The 24,136-nt window shown below is 52.8% G+C and carries 20 protein-coding genes; 14 read left to right on the forward strand and 6 right to left on the reverse strand.

Features of this window, described 5'->3' with window-relative positions; genetic code table 11:
- Position 1: 1 nt before the first annotated feature.
- The gene (locus tag ACR0B8_RS17130; protein ID WP_480659153.1) at positions 2-1,303 is read left to right on the forward strand and encodes a cytochrome-c peroxidase; all 1,302 of its coding nucleotides are present in this window, start codon (positions 2-4) and stop codon (positions 1,301-1,303) included.
- Here ACR0B8_RS17130 and ACR0B8_RS17135 read toward each other — a convergent pair whose 3' ends face one another.
- Together ACR0B8_RS17135 and ACR0B8_RS17140 are read right to left on the reverse strand one after the other, a co-directional pair.
- Positions 1,304-2,815: a CRTAC1 family protein gene (locus ACR0B8_RS17135; protein ID WP_170362202.1), complete on the reverse strand. Its 1,512-nt coding sequence runs from the start codon at positions 2,813-2,815 to the stop codon at positions 1,304-1,306.
- Positions 2,805-4,022 carry an ROK family transcriptional regulator gene (locus tag ACR0B8_RS17140; RefSeq protein ID WP_226689166.1) on the reverse strand — a complete coding sequence of 406 codons (1,218 nt, stop codon included), beginning with the start codon at positions 4,020-4,022 and terminating at the stop codon, positions 2,805-2,807. The genes ACR0B8_RS17135 and ACR0B8_RS17140 overlap by 11 nt, the downstream gene beginning before the upstream one ends.
- Positions 4,023-4,173: 151 nt before the next feature.
- Between ACR0B8_RS17140 and xylF the strand changes: the two genes are divergently transcribed.
- From xylF to xylA, 4 genes are all read left to right on the forward strand, one after another.
- Positions 4,174-5,193 (forward strand): D-xylose ABC transporter substrate-binding protein, encoded by a 1,020-nt coding sequence (gene xylF, locus ACR0B8_RS17145; protein WP_170553447.1) that lies wholly within the window; start codon positions 4,174-4,176, stop codon positions 5,191-5,193.
- A gap of 63 nt (positions 5,194-5,256) precedes the next feature.
- Positions 5,257-6,555, forward strand: a complete 1,299-nt coding sequence (locus tag ACR0B8_RS17150; protein ID WP_226689165.1) for a sugar ABC transporter permease — start codon at positions 5,257-5,259, stop codon at positions 6,553-6,555.
- Positions 6,555-7,358 carry an ATP-binding cassette domain-containing protein gene (locus ACR0B8_RS17155; RefSeq protein WP_170379765.1) on the forward strand — a complete coding sequence of 268 codons (804 nt, stop codon included), beginning with the start codon at positions 6,555-6,557 and terminating at the stop codon, positions 7,356-7,358. The genes ACR0B8_RS17150 and ACR0B8_RS17155 overlap by 1 nt, the downstream gene beginning before the upstream one ends.
- 9 nt (positions 7,359-7,367) lie before the next feature.
- Positions 7,368-8,675 (forward strand): xylose isomerase, encoded by a 1,308-nt coding sequence (gene xylA, locus ACR0B8_RS17160; protein WP_170362199.1) that lies wholly within the window; start codon positions 7,368-7,370, stop codon positions 8,673-8,675.
- A 903-nt stretch (positions 8,676-9,578) separates the two neighbouring features.
- Here xylA and ACR0B8_RS17165 read toward each other — a convergent pair.
- A complete protein-coding gene (locus ACR0B8_RS17165) occupies positions 9,579-10,913 on the reverse strand; it encodes a tetratricopeptide repeat protein (protein ID WP_170362198.1) in 1,335 nt (444 codons plus the stop codon).
- A 99-nt stretch (positions 10,914-11,012) separates the two neighbouring features.
- Here ACR0B8_RS17165 and ACR0B8_RS17170 point away from each other — a divergent pair, with 99 nt between their 5' ends.
- The 4 genes from ACR0B8_RS17170 to ACR0B8_RS17185 all read left to right on the forward strand — a co-directional run bounded on the left by ACR0B8_RS17170 (position 11,013) and on the right by ACR0B8_RS17185 (position 14,456).
- Positions 11,013-11,231, forward strand: a complete 219-nt coding sequence (locus ACR0B8_RS17170) for a hypothetical protein (RefSeq protein ID WP_170350274.1) — start codon at positions 11,013-11,015, stop codon at positions 11,229-11,231.
- Positions 11,232-11,256: 25 nt separating this feature from the next.
- Positions 11,257-12,723: a guanitoxin biosynthesis MBL fold metallo-hydrolase GntH gene (gntH, locus tag ACR0B8_RS17175; RefSeq protein ID WP_226689164.1), complete on the forward strand. Its 1,467-nt coding sequence runs from the start codon at positions 11,257-11,259 to the stop codon at positions 12,721-12,723.
- 14 nt (positions 12,724-12,737) lie between these two features.
- Positions 12,738-13,718, forward strand: coding sequence for a CobW family GTP-binding protein (locus tag ACR0B8_RS17180; protein WP_170362197.1), 981 nt, complete (start codon positions 12,738-12,740; stop codon positions 13,716-13,718).
- 165 nt (positions 13,719-13,883) lie between these two features.
- A complete protein-coding gene (locus tag ACR0B8_RS17185; RefSeq protein WP_480659157.1) occupies positions 13,884-14,456 on the forward strand; it encodes a hypothetical protein in 573 nt (190 codons plus the stop codon).
- Between the two features lie 648 nt (positions 14,457-15,104).
- On the opposite strand, the gene ACR0B8_RS17190 is transcribed toward ACR0B8_RS17185, so the two are convergent.
- Complete coding sequence (locus tag ACR0B8_RS17190; protein ID WP_480659159.1) at positions 15,105-15,659, reverse strand: TetR/AcrR family transcriptional regulator; 555 nt, start codon at positions 15,657-15,659, stop codon at positions 15,105-15,107.
- A 126-nt stretch (positions 15,660-15,785) separates the two neighbouring features.
- On the opposite strand from ACR0B8_RS17190, the gene gntH (ACR0B8_RS17195) reads away from it, so the two are divergent.
- The 3 genes from gntH (ACR0B8_RS17195) (at position 15,786) to ACR0B8_RS17205 (ending at position 20,217) form a co-directional block, all read left to right on the forward strand.
- Positions 15,786-16,979 (forward strand): guanitoxin biosynthesis MBL fold metallo-hydrolase GntH, encoded by a 1,194-nt coding sequence (gene gntH / locus ACR0B8_RS17195; protein WP_480659161.1) that lies wholly within the window; start codon positions 15,786-15,788, stop codon positions 16,977-16,979.
- A 204-nt stretch (positions 16,980-17,183) separates the two neighbouring features.
- Entirely contained in the window at positions 17,184-18,941 is a 1,758-nt protein-coding gene (locus ACR0B8_RS17200) for a hypothetical protein (RefSeq protein WP_170362195.1), read from the forward strand.
- Between the two features lie 19 nt (positions 18,942-18,960).
- Positions 18,961-20,217, forward strand: coding sequence for a HupE/UreJ family protein (locus ACR0B8_RS17205; protein WP_170362194.1), 1,257 nt, complete (start codon positions 18,961-18,963; stop codon positions 20,215-20,217).
- 135 nt (positions 20,218-20,352) lie between these two features.
- Here ACR0B8_RS17205 and ACR0B8_RS17210 read toward each other — a convergent pair whose 3' ends face one another.
- The gene (locus ACR0B8_RS17210) at positions 20,353-21,279 is read right to left on the reverse strand and encodes a DMT family transporter (RefSeq protein ID WP_226689162.1); all 927 of its coding nucleotides are present in this window, start codon (positions 21,277-21,279) and stop codon (positions 20,353-20,355) included.
- A 280-nt stretch (positions 21,280-21,559) separates the two neighbouring features.
- The gene (locus ACR0B8_RS17215; RefSeq protein ID WP_170351589.1) at positions 21,560-22,018 is read right to left on the reverse strand and encodes a MarR family winged helix-turn-helix transcriptional regulator; all 459 of its coding nucleotides are present in this window, start codon (positions 22,016-22,018) and stop codon (positions 21,560-21,562) included.
- A gap of 97 nt (positions 22,019-22,115) precedes the next feature.
- On the opposite strand from ACR0B8_RS17215, the gene ACR0B8_RS17220 reads away from it, so the two are divergent.
- A complete protein-coding gene (locus ACR0B8_RS17220) occupies positions 22,116-23,072 on the forward strand; it encodes a catalase (protein WP_480659164.1) in 957 nt (318 codons plus the stop codon).
- A 152-nt stretch (positions 23,073-23,224) separates the two neighbouring features.
- Complete coding sequence (locus ACR0B8_RS17225; RefSeq protein ID WP_480659166.1) at positions 23,225-24,121, forward strand: catalase; 897 nt, start codon at positions 23,225-23,227, stop codon at positions 24,119-24,121.
- Positions 24,122-24,136: the final 15 nt, after the last annotated feature.

Genomic DNA, 24,136 nt, shown 5'->3' on the forward strand with positions numbered 1-24,136 from the left:
CATGAGAGCAGTTTCGCTATTCTTGATTATAGGCTCAACAATCTCAATGGTGGACGGTGCGCGTGCCCAATCGCTTGGTCCTTTGCCAGAGTTCCTCGATCCTGACTTTGTAAGTGCTGAGCTGGGGCGTTTGCTGTTCTATGACCCGATTTTGTCTGGCAACAAGAATATCAGCTGCGCGACCTGTCATCATCCCAGGCTTGGCACGTCCGACGGTGTTTCCCTTGGTATAGGGGAAGGGGGAATTGGGTTGGGTCCAGAGCGGACATTGGACCCAGAGAATACCCCGGAACAACGTATTCCTCGAAACTCACCGGGGCTTTGGAACCTTGGAGCCACTGAGTTCACGACGTTTTTTCATGATGGGCGACTAGAGGTAGACACAACGCAACCTGATGGTATCAGAACCCCGTTGGGTACTCATATGCGGTCTGGTTTCAAGTCCGCGCTGGCCGCACAGGCGATGTTCCCGGTTTTGTCTCCAGACGAAATGGCGGGTCACTATTCTGAGAATGACGTGAGCAAAGCGGTTCGCCTCGGATTTCTGACACAGCAAGGCGGTGCGTGGGATCTGATTGCAGAACGTGTTGCGGCCATTCCAGAGTACAAGCAGAGGTTTGAGGACTTAGCGCCGGATGATGAAATTACGTTCACGGCAATTGCCAACGTAATCGCGGACTTTATCGCGTTCGAGTGGCGCGCGGATAACAGCCTCTTCGATCGCGCGATGCGAGGTGAGGCTGAATTGCCAGAAGAGGCCGAAGTTGGCATGGGCCTGTTCTACGGAAAAGCTGGCTGCAGCAACTGCCATTCGGGCTGGTTTCAGACGGATCACAAGTTTCATTCGATGGCACTGCCGCAGATCGGTCCGGGAAAGGCGGCGCGATTTGAAAACCATGTCAGGGACGACGGGCGTCTTCGCGTGACCGGTGATCCCGGCGACGCGTTTGCTTTCCGCACGCCATCTTTGCGCAACGTGACTCTGACAGCTCCTTACGGACACAACGGAGCCTACGCTGAACTTGAGGATATAGTACGCCATCATCTGGACCCGGTGGCGTCCTTGCGAAACTACTCGATCGAGATGGCCACCTTGCCGGACTTCCCCGGCTCTGACGACCAAAGGGCAATGTCGGATAATCAGCACTTGGGTGCGATTGCCCAAAGCAACAGCTTGTCGAAAGTAAGCCTGACGGATCAGGAAATCGACGCTCTTCTCAGATTTCTGGCAAGCCTTGAAGACCCGGTAGAGCGGCTAGGTGTGCCCGACCAAGTTCCAAGTGGGTTACCGGTTGAAAAGTAATCAGCGGTGAAGACGTATGATTTGGTTGGGCTGATAGTCCAACCACTCGTCTTTCGAACCATCCGGCCAGATCATACGAACCTGCACCTGGTCCTCACTCCCAAGCCCAAAATGCTGAAACCCAGCGATGCCACCAGCGTGACCGCCGCCGATTGTTAGCTCGCGGGTCTGAACACCCAGCGAGGTTTTGATTTCAACAAATCCACCAATCGCTGCGTGATTGGATTGATCCTGAGTGACATCCAGCAATAGCCAGTTGCCACCTTGAGAAGTGTTCTGGCTGACTTCTAGCTCAGAACCTCGGTTGACGACCACCAGATCCAGCTTCCCATCGTTGTTCAGGTCAGCAATCGCCGCGCCACGAGACTTAGCCATCGAGGCAGCACCGGCATCTGCTGCAGCTTCAATAAACTGTCCGTCGGAGTTCTGTAGTAGTAGGTTATTGGGGTCGTTCAGAGCTGCATCGGGCATCTGTTCTACGTTTCCCTTGGCCACGAATATATCGTCCCGGCCGTCGTTGTTGACGTCGCCAAACTGTGCGTGCCACCCGGTGGATGGCCTTCCGTCTCCACCGATATGCGGTCTATGAGCGGTCGTACCCTTTTCGTAAGTTGCATCGAGCCAGGTCGGGCCGTTTGTCACTGGGTCAAAAATCTGGAGTTTCTGGTCACCCATCGAGGTCAGATAAACTTCGGGAAATCCGTCTCCTGTAAGGTCGCGAGAGGCGATCCCCATTCCCCAGATCGAATATGGAAGCCAGCCTTCGTCTTCCGAGTATTGCCGAGGCTCGGGTTCCATCGCCCATAACTGCTCGTGACCGCCGCGAACATAGTAGTGACGGTCGTTGCTGACGCGAAGATCAGCACGGCCAGTTCGGGCCCAGTCCGAAAATAAAATAGAAAGTGAGCAGTAGCCGGGCTCAAGATGCAATGGCTCGTGATACAAGTCGCCTTCTGGGCGGTACAAAAGGGTTGGCCCGCAGGATTCAAAAGGACCTTCGGGATCAAATCGATCAACATAAGTGCCAAACGCCAAGGTCGGTAAAGTTTGCCCGCTTTCCCATGTTGCTGAGAAACCTGTGGTCCAGTGATCCTCGGACTGAAACCCGAGTTCAGTGAAAGGGCTGAATTGGCAGTCGGTATCGCCCCGAAGAAGCAGGTCTGGGCCAACACGCAAAATCGCCAAATCCACTATGCCGTCGCTATCAACGTCGAGAGGGTAGGCGCCGGTCACACCGGCCAGCGAAAGATCTTCAGGCGTCTTTGCCTGAAATGCTATCTGTTCCTTTGAGGTATTGATGAACAGTTGAGACCGGTTGGAACCGCCAGCCAAAAAGAGTTCTGGCAGCGAGTCCCCATTGCAATCGAAAACGGCCACACCACCGCCGACAAAATGCTCCCACCCGCCATCATAGACATGTTTTGGTACATCCACATTTGTAAACTGGGGAATAACAGTGTCCGCATTCGCAAATGTGCCCAAAGTCGCAAATATTGCAAACTCAAGACGCATTCGCCGTCAGCTCCTTGACCTTGAGAATTGAGATTTGTTCAATTCCATAGGCTGCCGCCCCCTTGGCCCACATCATGTCACCCCAGTGATGAACTTTGATCTGGGGCAAAGGTGCATCGACATTCACAACGCCGTTTTGAATGCGGGTCATAACTTCGTTGGAACACAAATGCTCAAAGCTCATTTGTGCCCCCGAGACGATAATGCACTCTGGGTCATACAAGTTGATCAGGTTGGAAATCCCGAGGCCAAACATCTGACCTGCGCGGGCAAGCACTGATGAAGCTCTGTCGTCACCTGAGTTGGCGCGGTCATGTATGTCGGAAACGGTTTCCATGTCGTTGGTATGACCGGTGACTGTCATCTCACGGATCAAAGCATAGTCGCCCACATAGGCTTCTAGACATCCGCGTTGACCGCATTGGCAAAGGGCTCCGTCAAGTTGAACTTTGGTGTGCCCAAACTCAGCGCCGCAGCCTCGTTCTCCACGGTATAGTTTGCCATCCAATACGATGCCAAGGCCAACACCGTGTTCGATCGTAACAACGAGGAAGTTCTTTAAACCCTTACCCAAGCCAAAAAGCTGTTCGGCCTTGGCGACAAGATTGGCGTCGTTGTCGACGAATACGGGGCAGGGCAGCTCATTTGAAAGCAAGTGGCTGAAATCAATATTTCTCTCAGCAATCGAGGATGACCAGTGGACAAAATTCTTGTTTGCATCGACCAGTCCAGCCACCCCGATAGAAACACCTGCCAAATGAGCGACAGTACGATCGATCTGACTGCAGGTTTCTTCAAGAGCTTCGCGGATCGCCGAAACAAATACTTGCGGCGACATTCTGGCGTGATCCAGAGCATATTTATGGGATGCGACTTCGTTACCTTCAAAGTCGACCAAGATAACGGAGATTACTTGCCGAGCCACCTTGAGGCCGGCCACAAGGTGCATCTGGCCGTCCAATTGCAGCAATACTCTGGGTCTGCCTCTCTTCCCCGACTTTGACTGTGCTTGGCTTTCAGTCTCCTTCACCAGCCCGGCCGAGATGAGATCAGCCGTGGCGGCGGTGACAGTCGCAGGGCTGGTTTGCAAGGCGGATGCAATATCGATCCGCGAGACGGACCCCTTGGCTCTGATGTGCTCCAATACCCGTAAGCGGGTCGTATTTCTTTGTTCCAAAGAAACCGGAGAGGCTTTGCTTTTCAGCATCTTGTCCTCGCGAATCTTGCTGTTGATCCAATCTATTTGAATTTGGGTGCGTCTTGTAGAGTAAATATTTTACCGACTGAAATAAATATGGTATTCAAATTTGTGAGAGCCGCGAATCGAAATGCGATGGCTCGGCAAATGGGAGGAAATCATGAAGAGAATTCTCAGCTTTTCGGCTGTGGCCACTTTGTTGGCTTCGACCGCATTCGCAGAGCCAGTGGTCGGCGTAAGCTGGTCGAACTTTCAGGAAGAGCGTTGGAAAACAGACGAAGCGGCCATCAAATCGGCGCTTGAAGCAGGGGGTGCCGAGTACATCTCGGCAGACGCGCAGTCGTCTTCCGCAAAGCAGCTTTCGGACATTGAAAGCCTGATCGCCCAGGGTGTAGACGCGCTTATTATTCTGGCCCAGGACGCGCAGGCAATCGGACCGGCTGTTCAGGCTGCGGCGGACGAAGGTATTCCAGTCATTGCCTATGATCGCCTGATTGAGGACGACCGTGCGTTCTATCTGACCTTTGACAATGTGGAAGTCGGCAGAATGCAGGCCCGGGCTGTTTTTGAAGCCATGCCCAAGGGCAACTACGTGATGATCAAAGGCTCTCCTACTGATCCGAACGCAGATTTCCTGCGCGGTGGTCAGCAAGAGATCATCGGAGCAGCCGTCGACGGCGGTGACATCGTAATCGTTGGTGAGGCCTATACGGATGGCTGGTTGCCGGCGAACGCGCAGCGAAACATGGAGCAGATCCTGACCGCTAATGAGAACAACGTGGATGCGGTTGTTGCGTCAAATGACGGTACTGCAGGCGGTGTTGTTGCTGCGCTGACCGCACAGGGCATGGAAGGCATTCCGGTTTCCGGTCAGGACGGCGACCACGCAGCATTGAACCGTGTCGCACTGGGAACGCAGACGGTTTCGGTTTGGAAGGATGCTCGCGAACTTGGAAAGGCCGCTGGCGAAATCGCTGTCGCATTGAGCGGTGGGACAAGCCCTGCTGATGTCGAAGGCGCAGTTAGCTGGACATCACCGGGTGGGACCGAGATGAACTCGGTTTTCCTAGCGCCTGTTCCAATCACTAAGGACAACTTGTCCGTGGTTGTTGATGCCGGATGGATCCCGCTGGAAGATCTTTGCCAAGGCGTTGAAAACGGACCTGCCCCTTGTAACTAAACCACTCAGCCCTGGGCCTCTTAGTCTGGGCCTGGGGCAAATGCTGAATATGAAAGATCGGAAATGACCGAAACTTCGTCTCAGCCGATACCTGAAAAAGCGAAACCCAGCCTGTTCCAGCAGCTGGAACTGGACATGCGACTTTTGGGAATGATCGGCGCGTTTGTCATCCTGTGCATCGGATTCAACATCTTCACAGATGGAAGGTTCCTGACGCCGCGCAATCTATTCAACCTGTCCATTCAGACAGTTTCGGTTGCCATTATGGCATGTGGGATGGTGTTCATTATCGTCACGCGACACATCGACTTGTCGGTTGGCGCGCTATTGGCAACAACCTCGGCTGTGATGGCAATGACGCAAACCGAGCTTTTGCCGCAAATACTTGGGATGGGTTTGAACAACCCGGCAACCTGGGCGATCACAATCGTTGTCGGGTTATTTGTCGGCACTCTGATTGGTGCGTTTCATGGCTGGATGGTTGGTTATCTGACGATACCAGCGTTCATCGTTACGCTTGGTGGATTTCTGGTTTGGCGAAACGTGGCGTGGTATTTGACCAGCGGCCAGACGATTGGTCCTCTGGATAGTACATTCCTGATGTTTGGCGGCACCAACGGAACATTGGGAACGACGACAAGCTGGCTGTTCGGCTTGTTTGCTAGCGCAATCGCGATCTGGGCTTTGTGGAGTGGTCGCCGGGCAAAAGCGTCACATGGTTTCCCGGTAAAACCTGTTTGGGCCGAGGCCGCTCTGGCCGGGATAATCGCAATTGCTATCCTTGGGTACGTTTACATCGTAAACAGCTACGCCATTCCGACGCGCCGGCTGCAACGTATGTTCGAAGCGCGCGGAGAGACAATGCCAGAGGGGCTGGTCGTCGGATACGGCATACCGATTTCCGTCCTTATACTAATCATAGTCGCGGTTACCCTGACGATCGTGGCACGGAAAACCCGGTTTGGTCGGTACATCTTTGCAACTGGCGGCAACCCGGATGCGGCAGAGCTTTCGGGTATCAACACTCGGCTGCTGACCGTGAAAATCTTTGCTTTGATGGGTTTCTTGTGCGCCGTTTCCGCGGTGGTCGCCTCGGCCCGCTTGGCAAACCATTCGAACGACATTGGTACACTCGACGAACTTCGGGTCATCGCCGCTGCAGTGATCGGAGGAACCGCATTGTCGGGCGGCATCGGTACCATCTATGGCGCGATCCTTGGTGCATTGATCATGCAGGCGCTGCAATCGGGCATGGCAATGGTTGGCGTTGACGCGCCGTTTCAGAACATCGTCGTCGGCAGCGTCCTCGTGTTGGCCGTCTATATCGACATCGTCTACCGCAAGCGACTGGGGGCCAAGTGATGCAAGCTCAGGATACTCAGAAAAAACCTTCCGGCACTGGGCGCGGTTCAGGCGCGCCGCCATTGGTCGAGATGCGCGATATTTCGATTTCCTTCGGTGGGATCAAGGCCGTCGACCATGTGTCGGTCGATCTCTATCCGGGTGAAGTCGTTGGCCTGCTTGGCCATAACGGGGCCGGGAAGTCCACTCTGATCAAGGTTCTGTCCGGCGCCTATCAGATGGATCACGGTGAGATTCTGATTGATGGCAAGCCAGTCGAGATTGGCAATCCCCGTGACGCCCGGGCGAATAACATCGAAACGATATATCAGACGCTCGCCTTGGCCGACAATCTGGACGCGACATCGAATCTGTTCCTGGGGCGCGAGATGACGACGCCTTTTGGTTTGGTCAACGACGCAGCCATGGAGGCCGAGTGCCGAAAGATCATGGCTCAGCTCAACCCGAACTTTCAGAAGTTCAATGACCCGGTCTCCGCCTTGTCGGGCGGGCAAAGACAATCAGTGGCGATCGCTCGGGCTGTCTACTTCAACGCACGTATTCTGATCATGGATGAGCCGACAGCAGCGCTCGGGCCGCATGAAACTCAGATGGTGGCGGATCTGATCCACCAGCTAAAGGCGCAAGGCATCGGGATATTTCTGATCGATCACGACGTGCATGCCGTCATGGAACTGTGCGACCGCGCCTCGGTCATGAAGAACGGAAAACTGGTTGGGACGGTCGATATCGCAGACGTAACTGATGACGATCTATTGTCGATGATCATTCTCGGCAAGCAGCCAGCACAAAAAGCAGAGTAGGGGGCAGAAATGCCAAGTGGATTTTTTGAAGGGATCGAGAAGGTCCAGTTTGAAGGCGTGGACAGCAAGAACCCGTTGGCCTTTCGTCACTACGACCCGGATGAAATCATCATGGGCAAGCGTATGGAGGACCATCTGCGGTTTGCGGTGGCCTGGTGGCATTCATTCGCGTGGGAGGGTGGAGACCCCTTTGGTGGACCTACGTTCGAACGCCCATGGTATCCTCAGGACGATATGGGCCGGGCCCGCCAGAAGGCAGATATTGCATTCGAATTGTTTGAACTTTTGGGGCAGCCATTCTTTTGCTGGCACGACGCTGATATCCGGCCTGAACAGGGAAATTTTGCCGATAACCTGCGCACATTGGAAGAAATCACCGATTATATCGGTGAAAAGATGCAAGTTTCTGGCACCAAACTGCTTTGGGGTACGGCCAATATGTTCAGTCATCGTCGCTGGATGTCTGGCGCCAGTACCAATCCTGATCCCGACGTTTTTGCGTTCGCTGCAGCGACAGTGAAATCCTGTATGGATGCAACTCACAAACTAGGCGGTGAAAACTATGTTCTGTGGGGTGGTCGTGAGGGCTACGAAACCCTTCTGAACACGGACCTGAAAACTGAATTGGACCACATGGGCCGTTTTCTGAACATGGTCGTAGAGTACAAACATAAGATCGGGTTCAAAGGCACCATTCTTGTGGAGCCGAAACCTCAGGAGCCTTCCAAGCACCAATACGACTATGACGCAGCTACTTGCATCGGTTTTCTCAGGAAGTATGGGTTGGAGAACGAAGTGAAACTAAATCTTGAGCAGGGCCACGCGGTCCTTGCCGGGCATAGCTTTGAGCACGAAATTGCGGTTGCGGCTGCTGAAGGGATGCTGGGTTCGATTGATATGAACCGCAACGACTACCAATCCGGATGGGATACAGACCAGTTCCCGAACAATACACCGGAAGTTGCCCTAGCTTACTATTACATCCTGAAAGCTGGTGGTTTTACCACCGGCGGCACAAATTTCGACGCCAAAATTCGCCGGCAATCGATTGACGCTGTCGATCTGGCGGCGGCTCATATAGGCGGAATGGATATATGCGCACGTGGTTTGAAAGCAGCGGCTGCAATGATTGAAGATGGAGGTTTGGAAAACGCGCTTTCGCAACGCTACTCCGGTTGGAAGTCTCCCAAAGCGGAGTCCATGTTAGGCAGTAGTCTGGATGAAATTTCCGCTCGCGTTTTAAATGAAGGAATAAACCCAGAGCCGCAATCTGGACGCCAGGAAATACTAGAGAATTATGTGAATAGATTTGTCTAACTGCCAAGCTTGGGTGTTTTCCACTGCTGTCAAAAGTCAAGCCAAGCCGTCTTTGGTGCTGAGGGCACGAATGGAGGTTTTGTTCATAACCCGTCCATATAGACAAAACCCCTCCTTATTATGGTCGAATGGCCGCAATTCGTTTAGGGTCACAAATGCTCGACGTTTGGGTCGCAAATGAGTGACGTAAATGACCGATTTATTGAAGTTTTGACCGTCGATTGAGTCAATTATCAGTGGCGTTCCACATTTCTTGTTGAACGTCACACGAACCTGACCCAACCGTCATAGTTGGACCAGAAAAGCAGTGAATGTTCGACATCAGAAGGCGCCCCCCAAAGTTGGACATCAGTTGAATTTGATCTGACTTCCCTTTCGGAAAATCAGAGCTGATTTGCAGGTCAGACAGCGAAGCTGCCTGTTCCTGCTAATCTGCCACGTGGCGAACGCGGGAGGGGGCGAGGCAACGCTATTCGACAGGGGTGGTGCGGCCCGCAGGCGCAGCTGAGGACGAGGTCTTGTCTAATAGGGTTGCCCGAGGGGGAGGGTCGCGCCCTCACCCAGACGGCAAAGGGCGTTTGGTTTGTCCAAATCCCGCTGGCCCACGAAAGGAAATTGATGGGATGGAGGGCCCGCGGCCATTTGCGATTGAACCCTTTTGTCAAACTTTAAAAAGTAATAGTGGCCACCAAGCTTCCGTTCGCCGCGGCAGCAGCACTGCACCTCACGAGCGGCGGCTATATAGCATAAGCAGACTTTGCAAATCTGCAAAGCCCACCCTCAATCCACAGACGGCGTGATCCGGCTCCATCGCCGATTTTATCAACCCCGTGTGCTTTCAAAGCGGAATTATACGAATAGATTTTGACGCTCGTTTCTAGGCAATAGGCGAGATACGTTTCGTCAGTATCTTTTCAGCGTCTCCAGTATTATATTCCGTGTATTGACGTCGTTGTGGAAAATCCTGCCGGCGAGAAACTCGGACGGAAACTCAGGCCATGTCCTGCGCATTTCAGCGACGAGCCGTCGTGCTTCTTCTGAATTTCCCAACTGATCATACGCAACGGCTTGGAATAAGAGCGAAGGCGCACTGACTGGCGCTCCGGCAGCTGGCGCTCCCTGAAAGGCTTCAACAACACTTTCGTAGTTCCCGAGCATAAGTTGTGAAACGCCCCAGATGTTTCTCGCACCAAACCTCCCAGATCCTGATTTGGGTCTCTCCGGGTTGCTAACCTCGGCAGCAAGTTCCGGGGCGTTAGCCAAGATGGCGGTCATACCTGCAACGTCGAGAATATGGCCATCCTTCGGCGCCAGTTCGACGGACATTCTAGCGTATTTCAATGCCTCGTTTGGCTGGTTTTTGACAGCCAGCACCCAACCATTAGCGCCGTTTGCCCACGCATCAGAGGGGGACAATTCAAGCGCTTTTCCAGACATTTCCGAGGCTTGATTGAAGAGATCATCCCTTTGTGCTTCATCCGGCGACAACACTGCCAGGATCGCCAAGACCTGCGCTGATCCGGCATAGCCGTCGGAAAGAGCCGGGTCGAGTTCCCTAGCGTGCTGGAACATTCCCAGCGCTATTTGCTGACGCTTGATATCAAAAACGGGGAAAAACATGCCGCGGGCTTGATCCGCAAGGTTGACCGCCTGGAGTCGTGTCAATGATTGTTCACCAAGCGCCACACGTTCTGCTTGTTCGATGGATCGAGTTGTTGGCACAACCTCCCTGTTATCCTGGCTCATCCAGATGCCAAGCACAGCGACCAATGCAAGAACACCCAGTCCAGCATGCAGCAGTTGCCGCGAACGCCAACGGCCAACTGGATTGTCGCTCTTCAGTTCACTTGATGCGCGGTCTTCGATTGTAGGTTCGAATGAAAACCGCGGCTTGTATCCGCCGGGGTCAACAAAAATGCGAACTCCATTGCCGTCCCAGTGATCTTCGTAGAACTGATGCAAAAGACGACGCAGCCGCCTTGCCTCAACGCGAACCAGGTTTTGACCACCAGTACCATCTATGCGCCGCCCATAGACCTCAACAGCGATAGCTTTGCCTCTAATCTGAGTGCTTCGACCAGATAGAGATTCCTCGACTATATAGGTGAGAAATTGCGTGAGTCGTGGTGAAGCTTGAAACCCGTCGCTTGATACGATTCGACTCAGAGCTTCCCGGATGAGTTCCGGAGAAGGCTGTTCAACATGTTGATTTACTAGCAAATCGTTGGATTTGTTCAATGTCAACTCACCCCCAGCTCACGGTGACTCACTTGGCCTTTGCGGTCAACCGCACTCATCTTGATTTGAGAATGGATAGTGGGCGTCGGGATTTTTCCAGTGACGGTGGACCTGATTGAAGAAATTCCAGAACTTTCCGATGTGCTGTCGAGGCGCATGGAAACGGATGCGCTACTCGGCGAGGTCATCGAAGACCTGAAGAAAGCATCTGCGTTTTCGAAAGACGCATCGATCACGGCCTCAGAACGCGCCGAATGGGCCCACATCAAATCTGAACTCATCAATGAGCTTCGCCGCATGTTGAAGCGCAATATGTGAGACACTTCTAACTGAGGACCAATCCATGACCAAGGAAGACAATAGAAAAGGCCAAAACGACAAACAGGTTCAGGCGTCAGATCAAATTGAAGACCCGTCGCGACGGAGTGTTCTTAAGAGCTTGGCCACAGGAGCGGCTGCGACAGGGGCGGCTGGGTTAGCGGCAGGGAGTGCTGAGGCTCACCAAGGAGACGGCCCCTTGGGAGAAACACTCAAGAACCCATACGGTGGTCGGCCCGCAGGCGGCATCTCGTTGCCGGAGTACTTCCGTCCGACGAAGTACATGACTGGTTCAAATGCGAACTATTTTCCACTTAGTGAGGAGTTGGGGCCAGATGAGATGCGCATCTCATTCTGTGGCTCAACACCATATCCGCCGCGTGAAGATCAGGCGGGTACTTGCATCATGGTGGAGTTGGGGAATGGAAAACGGTTCTTCTTTGACTTTGGCTCCGGTTGTGTCCGCAACATCATTGCCATGCAAGTGCCGGGGCAACTGATCAACGATATCTTCATCTCTCATTTGCATGTCGACCACTACGCCGACATTCCTTATATCTATCCGTTCCGGGCCTGGTCTGGAGGGTATACACCATTGCGCATCCACGGTCCCTCTGGTCGGACGCCCGAACTCGGCACAGCCGGAATGGTTAAAGGTATGCAACAGATGCTCAAATGGCATCTTGAAGCTTTCGACGTGTTCCCAATTGGTGACGGCTATGAGATCGAGGTCAACGAGTTCGATTTCCGCCAAGAAGGTGGCATCGTTTATGACCAAGACGGTGTGACTGTTCGGTCCTGGCCGCGCAGTCATGCCAAGGACGGCGCAGTTGGTTATCGGCTCGATTGGAACGGTCTGAGCTTTGTATGGACCGGCGATGGACGCCCGGATGAGCTTTCACGGAAATACGGCGAAGGTGTTGATGTCTTTGTAACCGAAATGTCGGGACAGGATATTGGTCAGTTGATGACCTACAAATACGGTATCCCACAGGATCTCTTTAATTACACTATCGATACGCATCACACCTCCCACTATGCCGTGGGTAAGCTCTTTGCTGACACAAGGCCGCGTTTGGGAATGGTGACACACTATACCCAGGACGAAGACATCGACGCTGAAATGCTGGCTGGTATTCGCGCCCACTACGACGGCCTGTTCCAATGGGGCCTCGATGTAGCCGTTGTGAATGTGACCAAGGATGCAATCTGGTACAGGAAAGCTGCACTGCCCGGAAAATCCGGTACTGTGCCACCATTTCGTGAACTGGCTGCGGCAGCCGAGGCCGGGCGTATTGAGCTTCCGGATGAAATCACATTACCGAATCCGAGGCTCACCCGAGCAGATCAGCAAGACCAGAAGTACCGTGATATGGAGATCGATCCACGCGAATACTACCCAACTGACGTTTTCCGAGCACCCGGCGGGGACTGGCCGCAGGACTTTACCATCAAAGTTTCGGATGTAATCGGCTCGCGTGATGAAGACTGAGAGGAGATCGAACAATGATTGAATTTGGTTCGACTTCTGCGATCCCTGTGACGATCCTTACCGGCTTTCTAGGAGCCGGTAAAACAACGCTTCTAAACCGCATACTGACAGGCAATCACGGGTTGCGGGTTGCGGTTCTGGTAAATGACTTTGGATCTATCAATGTCGATGCAGACTTGGTGGTCGGCCTCGAAGATGACGTTATGAGCCTCGCGAATGGGTGCGTTTGCTGCTCGATACGAGATGACTTGATCGAAACGGTGGAAGCCGTTCTCGCCCGGCCCGAGAAACCGGAATACATCGTCCTTGAAGCAAGTGGAGTGTCGGACCCGTCTTCAATCGCGATGACATTTACCGATCAGAAGTTTCGGGACATGATCCGCTTGGACAGCCTTATGTGTCTGGTCGATGCGGAACAGCTTTTTGCTGCGCCGGAACAAATGGAGTTGAAGCTCCGTCAAATCGCGTTCTCAGATATGGTTATTTTGAACAAAGTCGATCTTGTCGACAGGGCCGCTGTTCAAAGGGTGCACGATTGGCTCGGGTCTCGCTTCCGTCGCTATCGTTTGGTCGAAGCTGTCAATGCGGACGTCCCACTGGATATACTTCTTTCAGTCGGTCGCTTTGCCGCCGAACAGCTACAAACAGAAATACCCGATCATCACGAACATGGACCGGATTGTGGTTGCCAAGCCTCTGATCACTCAGACAGCTTCTCAACAACCATGATGAAGGCTGAACGCCCGATAAGCTTATCTTCTCTCCGGAGCGCAATTCGAAAGCTTCCGGGCGATGTGTATCGCCTCAAGGGCTTTGTTTTTAGCGAGGAGGATCCAGATCATCGCATTCTCGTTCAGGTCGTTGGAAAACGTATGGACATCGCACGTGATGGCGCTTGGGGTGACCGCAAACCCGAAACAAGGCTTGTCGCAATAGGCGCACCGGGGGCCCTCTCCGAGGATGTGCTTTCGGATACGCTTATGGAGACAGTCTGAAAGCCATGTTCGATCAAGTATTTTGGCTATAAGTCAACCGTGCTGGATAATTTCATCCAGTTCGGCGGCGGCGGACTGTGAGTGGGCCATTGACGTCATTGCCAACCTGGCGATCTCAAGTGCAAGCTACCCATAAAAAAACGGCCTGCTAAGAGGAGACCGCCTATGAACCTTAGGTTGCTACGCTGCTCCATACTTGCCGGGATTGGTGCCCTTTCTGGTACTGCGTGGGCAGAATCCCAGGAAGAAGAACTAGCAAAGCTACTTGCTAACCCCGTGGCCGCTCTCATTAGTGTACCATTCCAGCTGAACCATGATCAGAATTTGGGTGCTGACAGAAATGGTTCGCATTGGATATTAAACGTACAACCGGTTGTTCCCTTTCATCTTGCGGATGATTGGAACCTCATATCCCGAACAATTCTTCCAATTGCCTCCATAGATGGTGGCCTGCCGGATTCTGGATCCGAGACTGGGCTAGGAGATACTGTTCAAAGCTTATTTCTTTCGCCCAAAAAACCAAGTGCGGGCGGTTGGATCTGGGGGGCTGGCCCCGTTTTTCTGCTGCCAACGTCGACAGATAACAGCTTAGGTCTCGGAGAGTGGGGTGCTGGAGTTACCGGCGTGGCACTCAAACAGCAGGGTCAGTGGACATATGGTGGCCTGACAAATCACATCTGGGACATTGATGGTGATACCGACATCAACCAGACGTTCTTACAGCCATTTATTTCCTAGACAAATTCGAACGCGTGGACGTTCACATTAAACACTGAGTCCACCTACAGCTGGGAAACCGATCAATGGTCTGTGCCAATCAACGGTGTTGTCACCAAAGTTACCCAACTCGGGGATCAACTTATCAGCGTAGGCGGGGGAGTACGCTACTGGGCCGACGGCCCAGATAGTGGACCTGACGGTTGGGGCGTAAGACTTGTAGCTACCTTGCTATTTCCCAAATAGTTGAGCCTTTCCTGAGAGAATACCGCTTACCGGATGCAGGAATTGCGCTGATGAAAGCGAACGGCGGTTTGCTCCGCATCTCGGAGGATGTAGAGCTCGTAATGAAGGTTCGGTTTGGGCTGCGACCGGTCATTGATGTAAAAAGTAGCGAAAGGCGGCAACGAGCCCAAAGTGCAAATTGCTGAACCGTGCATCAAGGCCGGCAATGCGCAGGAAGCGGACTTTACAAAGTTGAGTGTTCCACTCTCAACCGAACTATCAGACCCGTCGGCTGCGAGCTCGTTGTCATCTAAAACCGGTGAATTCTGGGCGGCGGTAGCTTTCGAGACCAACGACGGGGTAAATGCTCCAATAGCCCAAATGAACCGATCAGTTTGAAATCGGATTTGCAAACGAGGTGGCTATTGAAACCTACTTAGAAGACTACGCTACCAAAACGCGCCAGTGTCGGTCGAGAATACCTTCCCAACCGTCAGAATTCTTTAACCCGTTGGTTGTTTCACCCATCAGCGTCATTACCATCATACGACCGCGAATTTCAGCGTCTTGAGGCCCGAAACCGGCCTGTTCGAACAACCAGGCTGAAAACTCAAACCGCCGGTCCATAGCGCGCTGATAACTCAATGCAGCGTCCGCATCAGACTTCGCCCAGACCGCAATGGCCCCGTCTGGTCTGGAAGCGTCTTCGCGAATGACCTGTTGCATCAAGAGCCTGATCCGCTCTTTCGCGGGACCTTCAAACTTTATTGCATCCTCAATGATGTGCCCGGTCAAGGCTTCTTCCCAATAGGTTAAAACGGCGTCGAGTAAATCTTTTAAATTCTTGAAGTGCCAATAGAAACTTCCGCTCGTCAATCCCAACCTACGCGCAATAGCGACGACCTTTACGCCTTCTATTCCGCGCTCTCTCAAAACGTCCAGCGTCGCAAGCAACCAATCCTCGCGCGACGCTTTTTCCTTTTTTTCGATTACTGCCATTCCGCTTTCCATAGAGGTCTCTATTGACATAGAGAAGTCTATGGTACTACCGTAGAGATGTCTATGGTTGACTTGAGAATCACGCTTTTGTGACATGCTTAGCCACGTCTAAAGGGAGGGGGAACTATGAATAGATTACTCATTTCCACGACAAGTGCAGTTTTGGCGCTTGGGCTTGCGGTCAGTGGATCTGCGTTGGCGCAGAATATGCTTCCAAAAGGTCGAACGGCTGCTGCAATCGAAGACGGAACCTATCCGGCGTCCTATTTCCCAAACACTGAAATTCTCGGTGAAAGCGAGATGCGGATCACCGCATTGGGCACGGGGATGCCAAACCAAACAAAAGCGGCCGTTTCCATTTCGTTCCTAGTCGAGTTGGGCAACGGGGATACCTTTCTTTTCGACGTTGGCACCGGATCTACTGGCAACCTTTTTTCATTGCGGCCAGATTTCTCAAAGATCGATAAAGTCTTTTTCAGCCATCTGCATGTAGACCATGTCGGTGACTTCATGGGTCTTCACGTTGGAGGCTGGCTCTCTGGTCGCTACACCCCGCTTCGTATTTTCGGTCCGTCCGGATCGGAGGAAGAACTGGGCACCAAGGCATATGTAGACGGTATGTCGAAGGCTTATGCCTGGGACCTTGCGACCAGAAGCGGTGCTTTGCCGGATGAGGGTGCGAAACTTGATGTCACCGAGTTCGATTACATGCAGGAGAACGAGATCGTTTACCAAGAAAACGATGTCACCATTCGTTCCTGGCCGGCGATCCACAGCCTCGATGGCTCGGTCAGTTATTCCCTTGAATGGAACGGGCTAAAGTACGTCTTTGGCGGAGATACCTACCCGAATAAATGGTATGTCGAGTATGCCAAAGACGCAGACTTAGCGTCTCACGAAGCGTTTTTGCCGCCAGATGCGTTGGCACCCTACTTTGGATGGGACATGAAGCAGGCAACTTATGTCGCCACCCGCGTCCACACCGAACCCGCGGCTTTTGGCAAGGTCATGTCAACGGTCAAGCCTCGCATGGCACTGGGATACCATTCTGTTCTTTCACCAGAAAACTACCAGGCGATTTTGGAAGGCGTTCGTTCGACGTATGACGGGCCGCTGACGCTTGCGCGCGATCTTCAGGTAATCAATGTCACCAAGGATCAGATTGTTGTCCGGGAGGCCAGCGTAGATGACTATGCCCTGCCACCGGCAGTCGGCGACGAATATATCAAGGCGCCTCGCTCGAAGGAAAAAGAGCCATCTGACAAGGTGACTGCTGGCAAGTGGGAAGGATACACCCCGCCGCCGATGCCGGATCAATAACGACATCTTCGCTGCATCCGCGCGGCCAGATCACAGGTCGCGCGGGACAAAAAGGCAAATGTCTTCCCATGCGAATGACGGCTGCATCACAGACGCGTGTCGAGAGCTGTGGAACTCATTGCCCAGGCAAGTGATGGAACGAAAGCATTGCCAATGAACTTGTCACGGAACACAGTAAGCAAACCACCGGGCCGTGTCAGATACATGCTGGCACTTGTAACGGCATTGGTTTTGCCGATTGGGGCGCAAGGAGATGTGACGCCCTACAGCGGTGCGGAAGTCGCCGATAACATAGCCGTCTTACGAATTGAAGACGAAGGCATTCATCTGGATCTGGAAATATACCCTCGGGACTTAACGGCCTTCGCTGCGACTCTGTCATCTGGAGAATGGTTGGAACCACAGCCGGAATTGGTCACATATGACGTTGCATCCGACAAAGGCCTTGAAGATTTCTTGATAGTTCGGGGCGACGGAACTCCGTTGCCATTGCAATTCCTAACTGCGGAGCGACGCAAAAGGATCGACCGCGCATCTCCTCTTGCCGGAATGACCGATCCTATCACCGGCAGCAAAATTCCGGCACCTCCTAATGATCCTGAAGTAATCTACGTTAGAGCATTCTATGACTTTGAGGGCCTGAAACCCGAGAAGTTGATCATCCGCCCTCCGCTGGCCAAAGACGAAAACACTGCGGTATCGATTGGCTTCATGGTCTTTGATCGCGCTGTTCCGGTCACCCGGTTCAGTTTTCTGAACAAGGAGTCGCGATTTACGGTCAACTGGTCGGACCCCTGGTTCACCGCATTTGCCAACGCAAACCTCAACCGCTCAGCCCGAAGCGGGACGACATCCTACTTGTATGTCGCTCCGCGCGAACTCCGCCACGAGGTCCTGATCCGGTCTCGTGATCTTGCGCCCTGGATCGATCAAACCTTGGGTACCGGATCAAATCTGGATCCTGCGTTACAGTCACAGATTCTTGCGGATGCACTGAACGAATTCGCAATCAAGAACCCAGTCGCCATTGAGGGCGAACAGGTAATGCCTTCGAACGTGCGCGGTTCGTTCCTGACGCTCGGGGAACGCGGGTTTCAGGTTGTTGATGGCCCCTCAACGCTTAATGCTGATACGACGTTCATCGGCGTGATATTGTCTTATCCTATTTCAGCTTTACCAGCTGAGGCGTCTGTCACCTGGAGCATGTTCAACAATATGATCCGCGAGGTTCCTGTGACGCTGACGGATGTCGCCGGTCCATTCCTGGATTGGGCGACGCCTGAGAATGCCAAGATCACGTGGGAAAATCACCTGAAACGATATGCCGAGCCTGAGGTTTCTCGGGTGAAGGCTCAAGGTGTTGTGTTTGTGCCTCTGTGGACACTGTTTACCGTTGGCCTTTCAGCTCTGGTCGGCCTGATCGCCATACTAACTTCCCAGAAGCACCTGCGGGTCAGATTGGCCATGCTGTCAATCGGTTGTTTTCTTCTCGTTTTGGTATTTTGGAATTCACGATCCATCTCATTGATAAGCCCGACTTCTGATCAAGCTGCAGATCATGTCGCTGCGGATGCTTTTTCCCAGCTCATAGCTAACGTCTATGTTGCAGCCCTCGAAGTGTCGCCAGAAAAACGCAGCGAAGCGCTAGCCCCAATCGTTCTGAATGTTGACCTTGTTGAGGTGTCTGCAGAACTGGAAGCAAGCTTGGGGATCCGGGTACCCGGTGGTGGACTCGCGCAGATCGCTGAGGTCACGGATGTCGTCATAGTAGACGGTGGATTGAATAGATACGGAGCGTTTGAAGGCGTTGCGCAATGGCGGGTCGACGCGCGGGCGGGCCATTGGGGTCATGATCACCGTCGAAGGGTGGAATACCGCGCAAGGGTCGAGTTCCGACCTGAGCGAGGTAGCTGGAAACTTAGAGCAATCACTGTGTTGGAGGCGCGTGCACCGGATGTCTAAGCGGATAAGCAGAGCTTTGTTGGTTTTTGTCACGACCTGCCTGATAGTGTTCGCGGTTGCGAGCCACGCGCATTTTCTACTGAACCTGAACGTTCGGGTATTCCACGTTGAACACACCAGCGACGGGTTGCGTATCCATCTTCGACTGCCCATGCCTTACCTTGTCGCGGACAAAACGGGAGCAATTGGGGCAGATGGCCTTCCGTCCGCTGCTCCGTTTACGACAAATGCCCTTGAGCACGGCAATGTCGTGCATTTTGCCGACACCGCTCAACTGGATGCTGACCCGCTCGGGCTCGGTCGAATCGCTGAGGCCGGAACAATTGTCGAAGTGCAAGGTCAGCGCGTAGCAGGAAACGTGGAGTCTGTGGCAATCCATCGGGTGGGCGAAGAACCGGGATTTGCTACTCTGAACGAGGCCCAAAAAGCGGTGTTTGAGGGATCAACTATGTCGCTCGATCTGCCTGTATATGTTGGCGATGTCATCGTCGATGTCACCGTACGGTATGACCTGAAAACCACCCCGTCTACCTATGCGCTGTCAAACGCTCTGAACCCCGGATTGCCAGACCAGGAAATGACCGCGAACCTCATCCTCGACTACGGCTCCAGCGACCCTCTTGTCTTTCGAACGCGGGGTCTGATGGAAGATCCGGTTGAGATTTCAAGGTCGAGTTTCGCAGGAATCGTGACTTTCATTTGGGAGGGTGTGCGCCACATTCTCGAAGGCATCGATCATGTATTGTTTGTTGTTTGCCTTGTCATCGGCGCGCCTGAACTGCGGGCGCTACTCTGGCGTGTCACCGGGTTTACAGTTGGCCACAGCGTAACACTTTCGCTTGGCTTCTTTGGCTATGTTCCATCCGGTGCATGGTTTGTCCCTTTGGTAGAAACAGGGATTGCGCTCTCAATCATCTACGCAGCTGTTCTGGCCATAAAACGAGAAGATTCGGGGCCAAACACCAACAGAAAGGTTTTCGTAGTGACGGTCCTGATGGGACTGCTTCACGGCCTGGGCTTTAGTTTCGTGCTGCATGAAATCCTGCAAGTGACTTCGCCCAATATTTGGCAGAGCCTATTGGCATTCAACATCGGCGTGGAAGTTGGTCAAGTCGCAATCGTTCTGGTGACGTGGCCGCTCCTAAATTCGATTTCAAAATTTGGCTCAACTCCTGAGTTTACGCTCAGAGTTTCGATAGCTATCGGCTGCGGAGCTGTCGCGAGTTGGTGGACATTCGAGCGTGGGAAAAACTTTCTGGACTTACTTCCAATTTAGCCGGTTACGAACGACAGCTTTGGGCTGCGACCTGCCGACTGCGACTGCAGGAGACAGATAGCCTCGGGATGGCCGGTTTGGGCTCAATCTGCTTGTCCAAACTCGCCATAGAGAAAGTCGGTAACGAGACCAAAGCTACCTCTCAGGCTCCTTGCTGATCACGGTCGTCACAGTTCGAGTTGAGCGACTTTGAGTGAGAGCTATCGCTCCCAAAACCAGCGCGCAGGCCAGCGCCTGTGTACCCTTGATTACTTCACCGAATGCAAGAACGCTAACAGCAAACATCGTGGGTAGTTCAATACTTCCGACTACAGCAGTGCGCGCTGCCCCAATAATGGGCGAACAGATCGTGTAAATCAGTTGCGGAATTAGCGCCGTCACAAGGCCCAACCCGACAACTAGAACCCAGTCGTCCCCACTTTCTGGTAGAATTTCGCCGACCTCGGATGAAAGAATGAGAGGGGCAAGGCCAATGACCGACCCAAGCGAGACTGACGCCATTCTGGCTAAAGGCGCAATACGTGACAGGCGGTGCACGAGAACACATATGCCGAAGCCAAAACCGAAAGGTGCCGCTAATGAGACGAGAAGGATTGGAATTTGGTCCGGTGGCACAGATGCCGGAGAACCTGCGAATATCGCAGCAGCGACGATCAATCCAGCTGCAACAAAGCTGCGCCGCGTTGGTTGATCACCAAAAAGCGCCCATGCGATGGCAATCGTAAACACCGGATAGGTCATGTAGAGTACGCCAACCGTCGATGCAGGAAGAGTCTCAAGAGCAGTAACATAGCCGACCCAGCCAAGACCCATAACGGCGCCCGCAACCATACCCCAGACGATTTCTCGCCACTTTGAGTGATGCATTACAAGTGCGGGCGAAAGGACAACCGCTGCCAAGATGTACCGATAAAAGGCAACCGCATAGGGAGCGAGACCCTGATCGGTGAGCCCACGGCTAAAATAGGGTACAAGGCCAAAACAGATGGATGCAAAAAGCACACCAACGACCGCAAGGGCATAGGGTATGGCGTTCCGCTTGGCTGAGGTTAGTTGGTTCATTGCTGACAACTAACACGCTATGCTGCGGTTGACATCGTCAAGACAAATGAACAGCAACTTTGTACGCGTTCGCGACCTGCTGCATGAGCGAAAGACCGAGGTGTGATCAAGGTCTGGTAAGGGCTCATCGCAGGTCCGCAATCGTTCTGTGAGCTTAAAGATCTAGCGATCAGTCTTGTGGCGAACATGGCAAAGAGCAAATGCTGGCTTGGAAGTCCTGGATAAATACCTGGAGAATTTTAGAGAAAATCTGTGATGTCTTTCGCACTTCGATAACGGATTACTTGCTGGCGATCTTCTTGCAAATTCGGATGATGTCGTCTGCCTCATGTTGAGTAAGGCCAATTTGGGAAAAGACTTCAGATGATATCCCGCAGCTTTTTATCCAGATGCTGCGTCCTGTTTCAGTTAGAGTGACAATCTTCTGGCGCTCGTTCCCGTCCCGCGTCTCACGCCGTAACAGATCTTTTTCCTCAAGGCGCCGCAACAACGGCGTCATTGTCGCTCCGGATACGTCAAGCCGTTTTGCCAAAGTGGAAATGGAGACACCATCCTCTTCGGACAATGCCATCAAGACCAAATACTGGGTGTAAGTTAGTCCCTGGGCCTTCAGAAGTATCTGGTAAAGCTGCTCTATCTTGTGCGAGGCCGCGTAGACCGCAAAACACAACTGATTGTCTAGCCGAACATCTTCGTCGGTCTCAGGCTTTTTCGTCTTGGGCACGATGGCGACTTTCATTTTTGATTTCGGGCACCTTTTAGCATCTGAAGTTTTTACTTGCAAATAATTAGGAGGCTAAATATTAGCTAGCAAATAAATGAAAATGGAGGATGTAATGATCAGACGCAGCATTATAGCTATTGGCATTTCTGTGGTGGCGACACCTGCCGTCGCAGAAGGTGACTTTGACTTTGAGAAGGGTTTCGCTGCCTTCGAAGACTTGTTTGGTGTGACTGAAGGTAAACGCCGCAATCACACCAAAGGATTTTGCGTTGAGGGCACGCTTACACCCTTAGACGAGACGATTGAAACGTACTCCAACAGCACTTTGTTCACTAGTGAATCTTCGGTTATTGCTCGGGTGTCCCACAAGGGTGGTAAGGCGAATCCAGCAGACGACAAATACGGGCTACTTGGGCTATCGATGGAGATCACGACGCCGGATGATGACCTGCACGTGATTGCCATGAACACGGAACACTTCTTTCCGGTGCCGACGAGCAAAGCGTTCATCGAACTTTTGCGTTCCAAGGCTGCTGGAGCGGACGCAACCAAGGCGTTTGCAGCCGCTAATCCTACATTGAAGACCTACAGCGAGTATCATGGCGCGTTGGATAAATCGCTTCGACCCCATGAGGGTACAACCTACTACAGCGTGAATTCTTTCCTCCTTGTAAATGACGCGGGTCAAGAAACTGCGATGCGATTCTATTTCCGCCCATCGGGGCAGGAAGATATCGTTGTTGACACTCACCCCGACTTCTTCATTGAAAACATGCAGGCCAATATCGCCAACGGGGGTGTGTCCTGGGACATGGTTATCGTTCTGGCTAACGCTGATGACAATGTCGAAGATCCCTCTGTTCAGTGGACCGGCGATCACACAGAAATCGTTGCTGCGCGTTTCACAGCGAATGCTGCGATGACTGAGGCTGACGGGCAGTGTGACGAGATCAACTTTGACCCGCTGATCTTGAGTGAAGGCTTTGCGCCATCCAATGATCCCATGTTGCAAGCACGATCGTTGATCTACGCACATGGTGTGGGAAAACGGCTGTCTGAAAAAGAATAACTTCGAATCCACTGAATCAGCGGATCAATCGATTTCCTGTGATGCTCTGCGCTGCCGGAAATACGAATTCTCAATGAGCAAAATGCATGGGCAATAAAGCCATCTCAAAGAGGGTTTCCCGGCCTGCTCGATAACTGATCAAGGAGGACGTCATGTCACAGGCAGTAACACTGATCGACGCACTGAATGGAACGTTTGGCCGTCACAATGGCTATCGCGCGTCACACGCAAAGGGGTTTACAGCACAGGGGCGTTTCTGTCCTGCTGCGGAGGAGCCGAGAGTTCAAATCCCGATGTTGAACAATGAATGCAAGGTTACGGCGCGCTTCTCCGTTGGGGGTGGAAAACCGGGCATCAGTGACAAAAGCCCTACGGTGCGCGGGATTGGGCTGGAGATCGGAAAAGGATCAGAGTCTTGGGTTCTGACGTTAATTTCGAACCCGGTTTTCTTTGCCAACTCTGCTGCACAATTCCGGGCTTTTCTTGCCGCTCGTATTCCTGATCCGGACACCGGTGCCCCGGATCCGAAGTTGGTAGAAGTCTTTAATGAGGCAAACCCCAACACGGTGCCACACCAACAATATCTGAAGTCTGTTGTGCCGTGCCGTTGTTATTCGTCTGAACAATACCACTCTGGTCATGCTTATCGGTTTGATTGGAGTGGAAGGGAAATCTCTGCCCGAATTCTGCTGGAGCCGGAGGGTGGGCGTTTGGCATTGAGCAAGGAAGAGATGGAAACCCTCTCGGATGATTTCCTTCATGACAGGTTCCTCGAAAAGCTCTGCGATGGTCCCGCCCGTTGGTCGTTGAAGTTGGTGATCGCGAACACCGCTGACAATGTGTCTGATCCGACTGTGCCTTGGAGTGGGACACATACCATGGTTGATCTTGGGACAATTCAGGTTGAGCTACCTGATGATCGTTCTGAAAGCACCAAAAAGGTGTTCGACCCAACCCGGATGCCTGAAGGAGTTAGGGCACCCCTAGATGATGTTTTTTCCCTGCGAAGTGGAGCTTACGCGGAATCTGCGGCAAGACGATCCGTCTGAGAGGCGGGTTGAGTA

The sequence above is a fragment of the Ruegeria sp. BH6 genome, assembly GCF_056538105.1.

Excerpts from the sequence above, each read along its gene's own strand:
- ACR0B8_RS17130 (WP_480659153.1), top strand. The coding sequence starts at position 2 with ATGAGAGCAGTTTCGCTATTCTTGATTATAGGCTCAACAATCTCAATG.
- ACR0B8_RS17135 (WP_170362202.1), bottom strand. The coding sequence starts at position 2,815 with ATGCGTCTTGAGTTTGCAATATTTGCGACTTTGGGCACATTTGCGAAT.
- ACR0B8_RS17140 (WP_226689166.1), bottom strand. The coding sequence starts at position 4,022 with ATGCTGAAAAGCAAAGCCTCTCCGGTTTCTTTGGAACAAAGAAATACG.
- xylF (WP_170553447.1), top strand. The coding sequence starts at position 4,174 with ATGAAGAGAATTCTCAGCTTTTCGGCTGTGGCCACTTTGTTGGCTTCG.
- ACR0B8_RS17150 (WP_226689165.1), top strand. The coding sequence starts at position 5,257 with ATGACCGAAACTTCGTCTCAGCCGATACCTGAAAAAGCGAAACCCAGC.
- ACR0B8_RS17155 (WP_170379765.1), top strand. The coding sequence starts at position 6,555 with ATGCAAGCTCAGGATACTCAGAAAAAACCTTCCGGCACTGGGCGCGGT.
- xylA (WP_170362199.1), top strand. The coding sequence starts at position 7,368 with ATGCCAAGTGGATTTTTTGAAGGGATCGAGAAGGTCCAGTTTGAAGGC.
- gntH (WP_226689164.1), top strand. The coding sequence starts at position 11,257 with ATGACCAAGGAAGACAATAGAAAAGGCCAAAACGACAAACAGGTTCAG.
- ACR0B8_RS17180 (WP_170362197.1), top strand. The coding sequence starts at position 12,738 with ATGATTGAATTTGGTTCGACTTCTGCGATCCCTGTGACGATCCTTACC.
- ACR0B8_RS17185 (WP_480659157.1), top strand. The coding sequence starts at position 13,884 with ATGAACCTTAGGTTGCTACGCTGCTCCATACTTGCCGGGATTGGTGCC.
- ACR0B8_RS17190 (WP_480659159.1), bottom strand. The coding sequence starts at position 15,659 with ATGGCAGTAATCGAAAAAAAGGAAAAAGCGTCGCGCGAGGATTGGTTG.
- gntH (WP_480659161.1), top strand. The coding sequence starts at position 15,786 with ATGAATAGATTACTCATTTCCACGACAAGTGCAGTTTTGGCGCTTGGG.
- ACR0B8_RS17200 (WP_170362195.1), top strand. The coding sequence starts at position 17,184 with ATGCTGGCACTTGTAACGGCATTGGTTTTGCCGATTGGGGCGCAAGGA.
- ACR0B8_RS17210 (WP_226689162.1), bottom strand. The coding sequence starts at position 21,279 with ATGAACCAACTAACCTCAGCCAAGCGGAACGCCATACCCTATGCCCTT.
- ACR0B8_RS17215 (WP_170351589.1), bottom strand. The coding sequence starts at position 22,018 with ATGAAAGTCGCCATCGTGCCCAAGACGAAAAAGCCTGAGACCGACGAA.
- ACR0B8_RS17220 (WP_480659164.1), top strand. The coding sequence starts at position 22,116 with ATGATCAGACGCAGCATTATAGCTATTGGCATTTCTGTGGTGGCGACA.
- ACR0B8_RS17225 (WP_480659166.1), top strand. The coding sequence starts at position 23,225 with ATGTCACAGGCAGTAACACTGATCGACGCACTGAATGGAACGTTTGGC.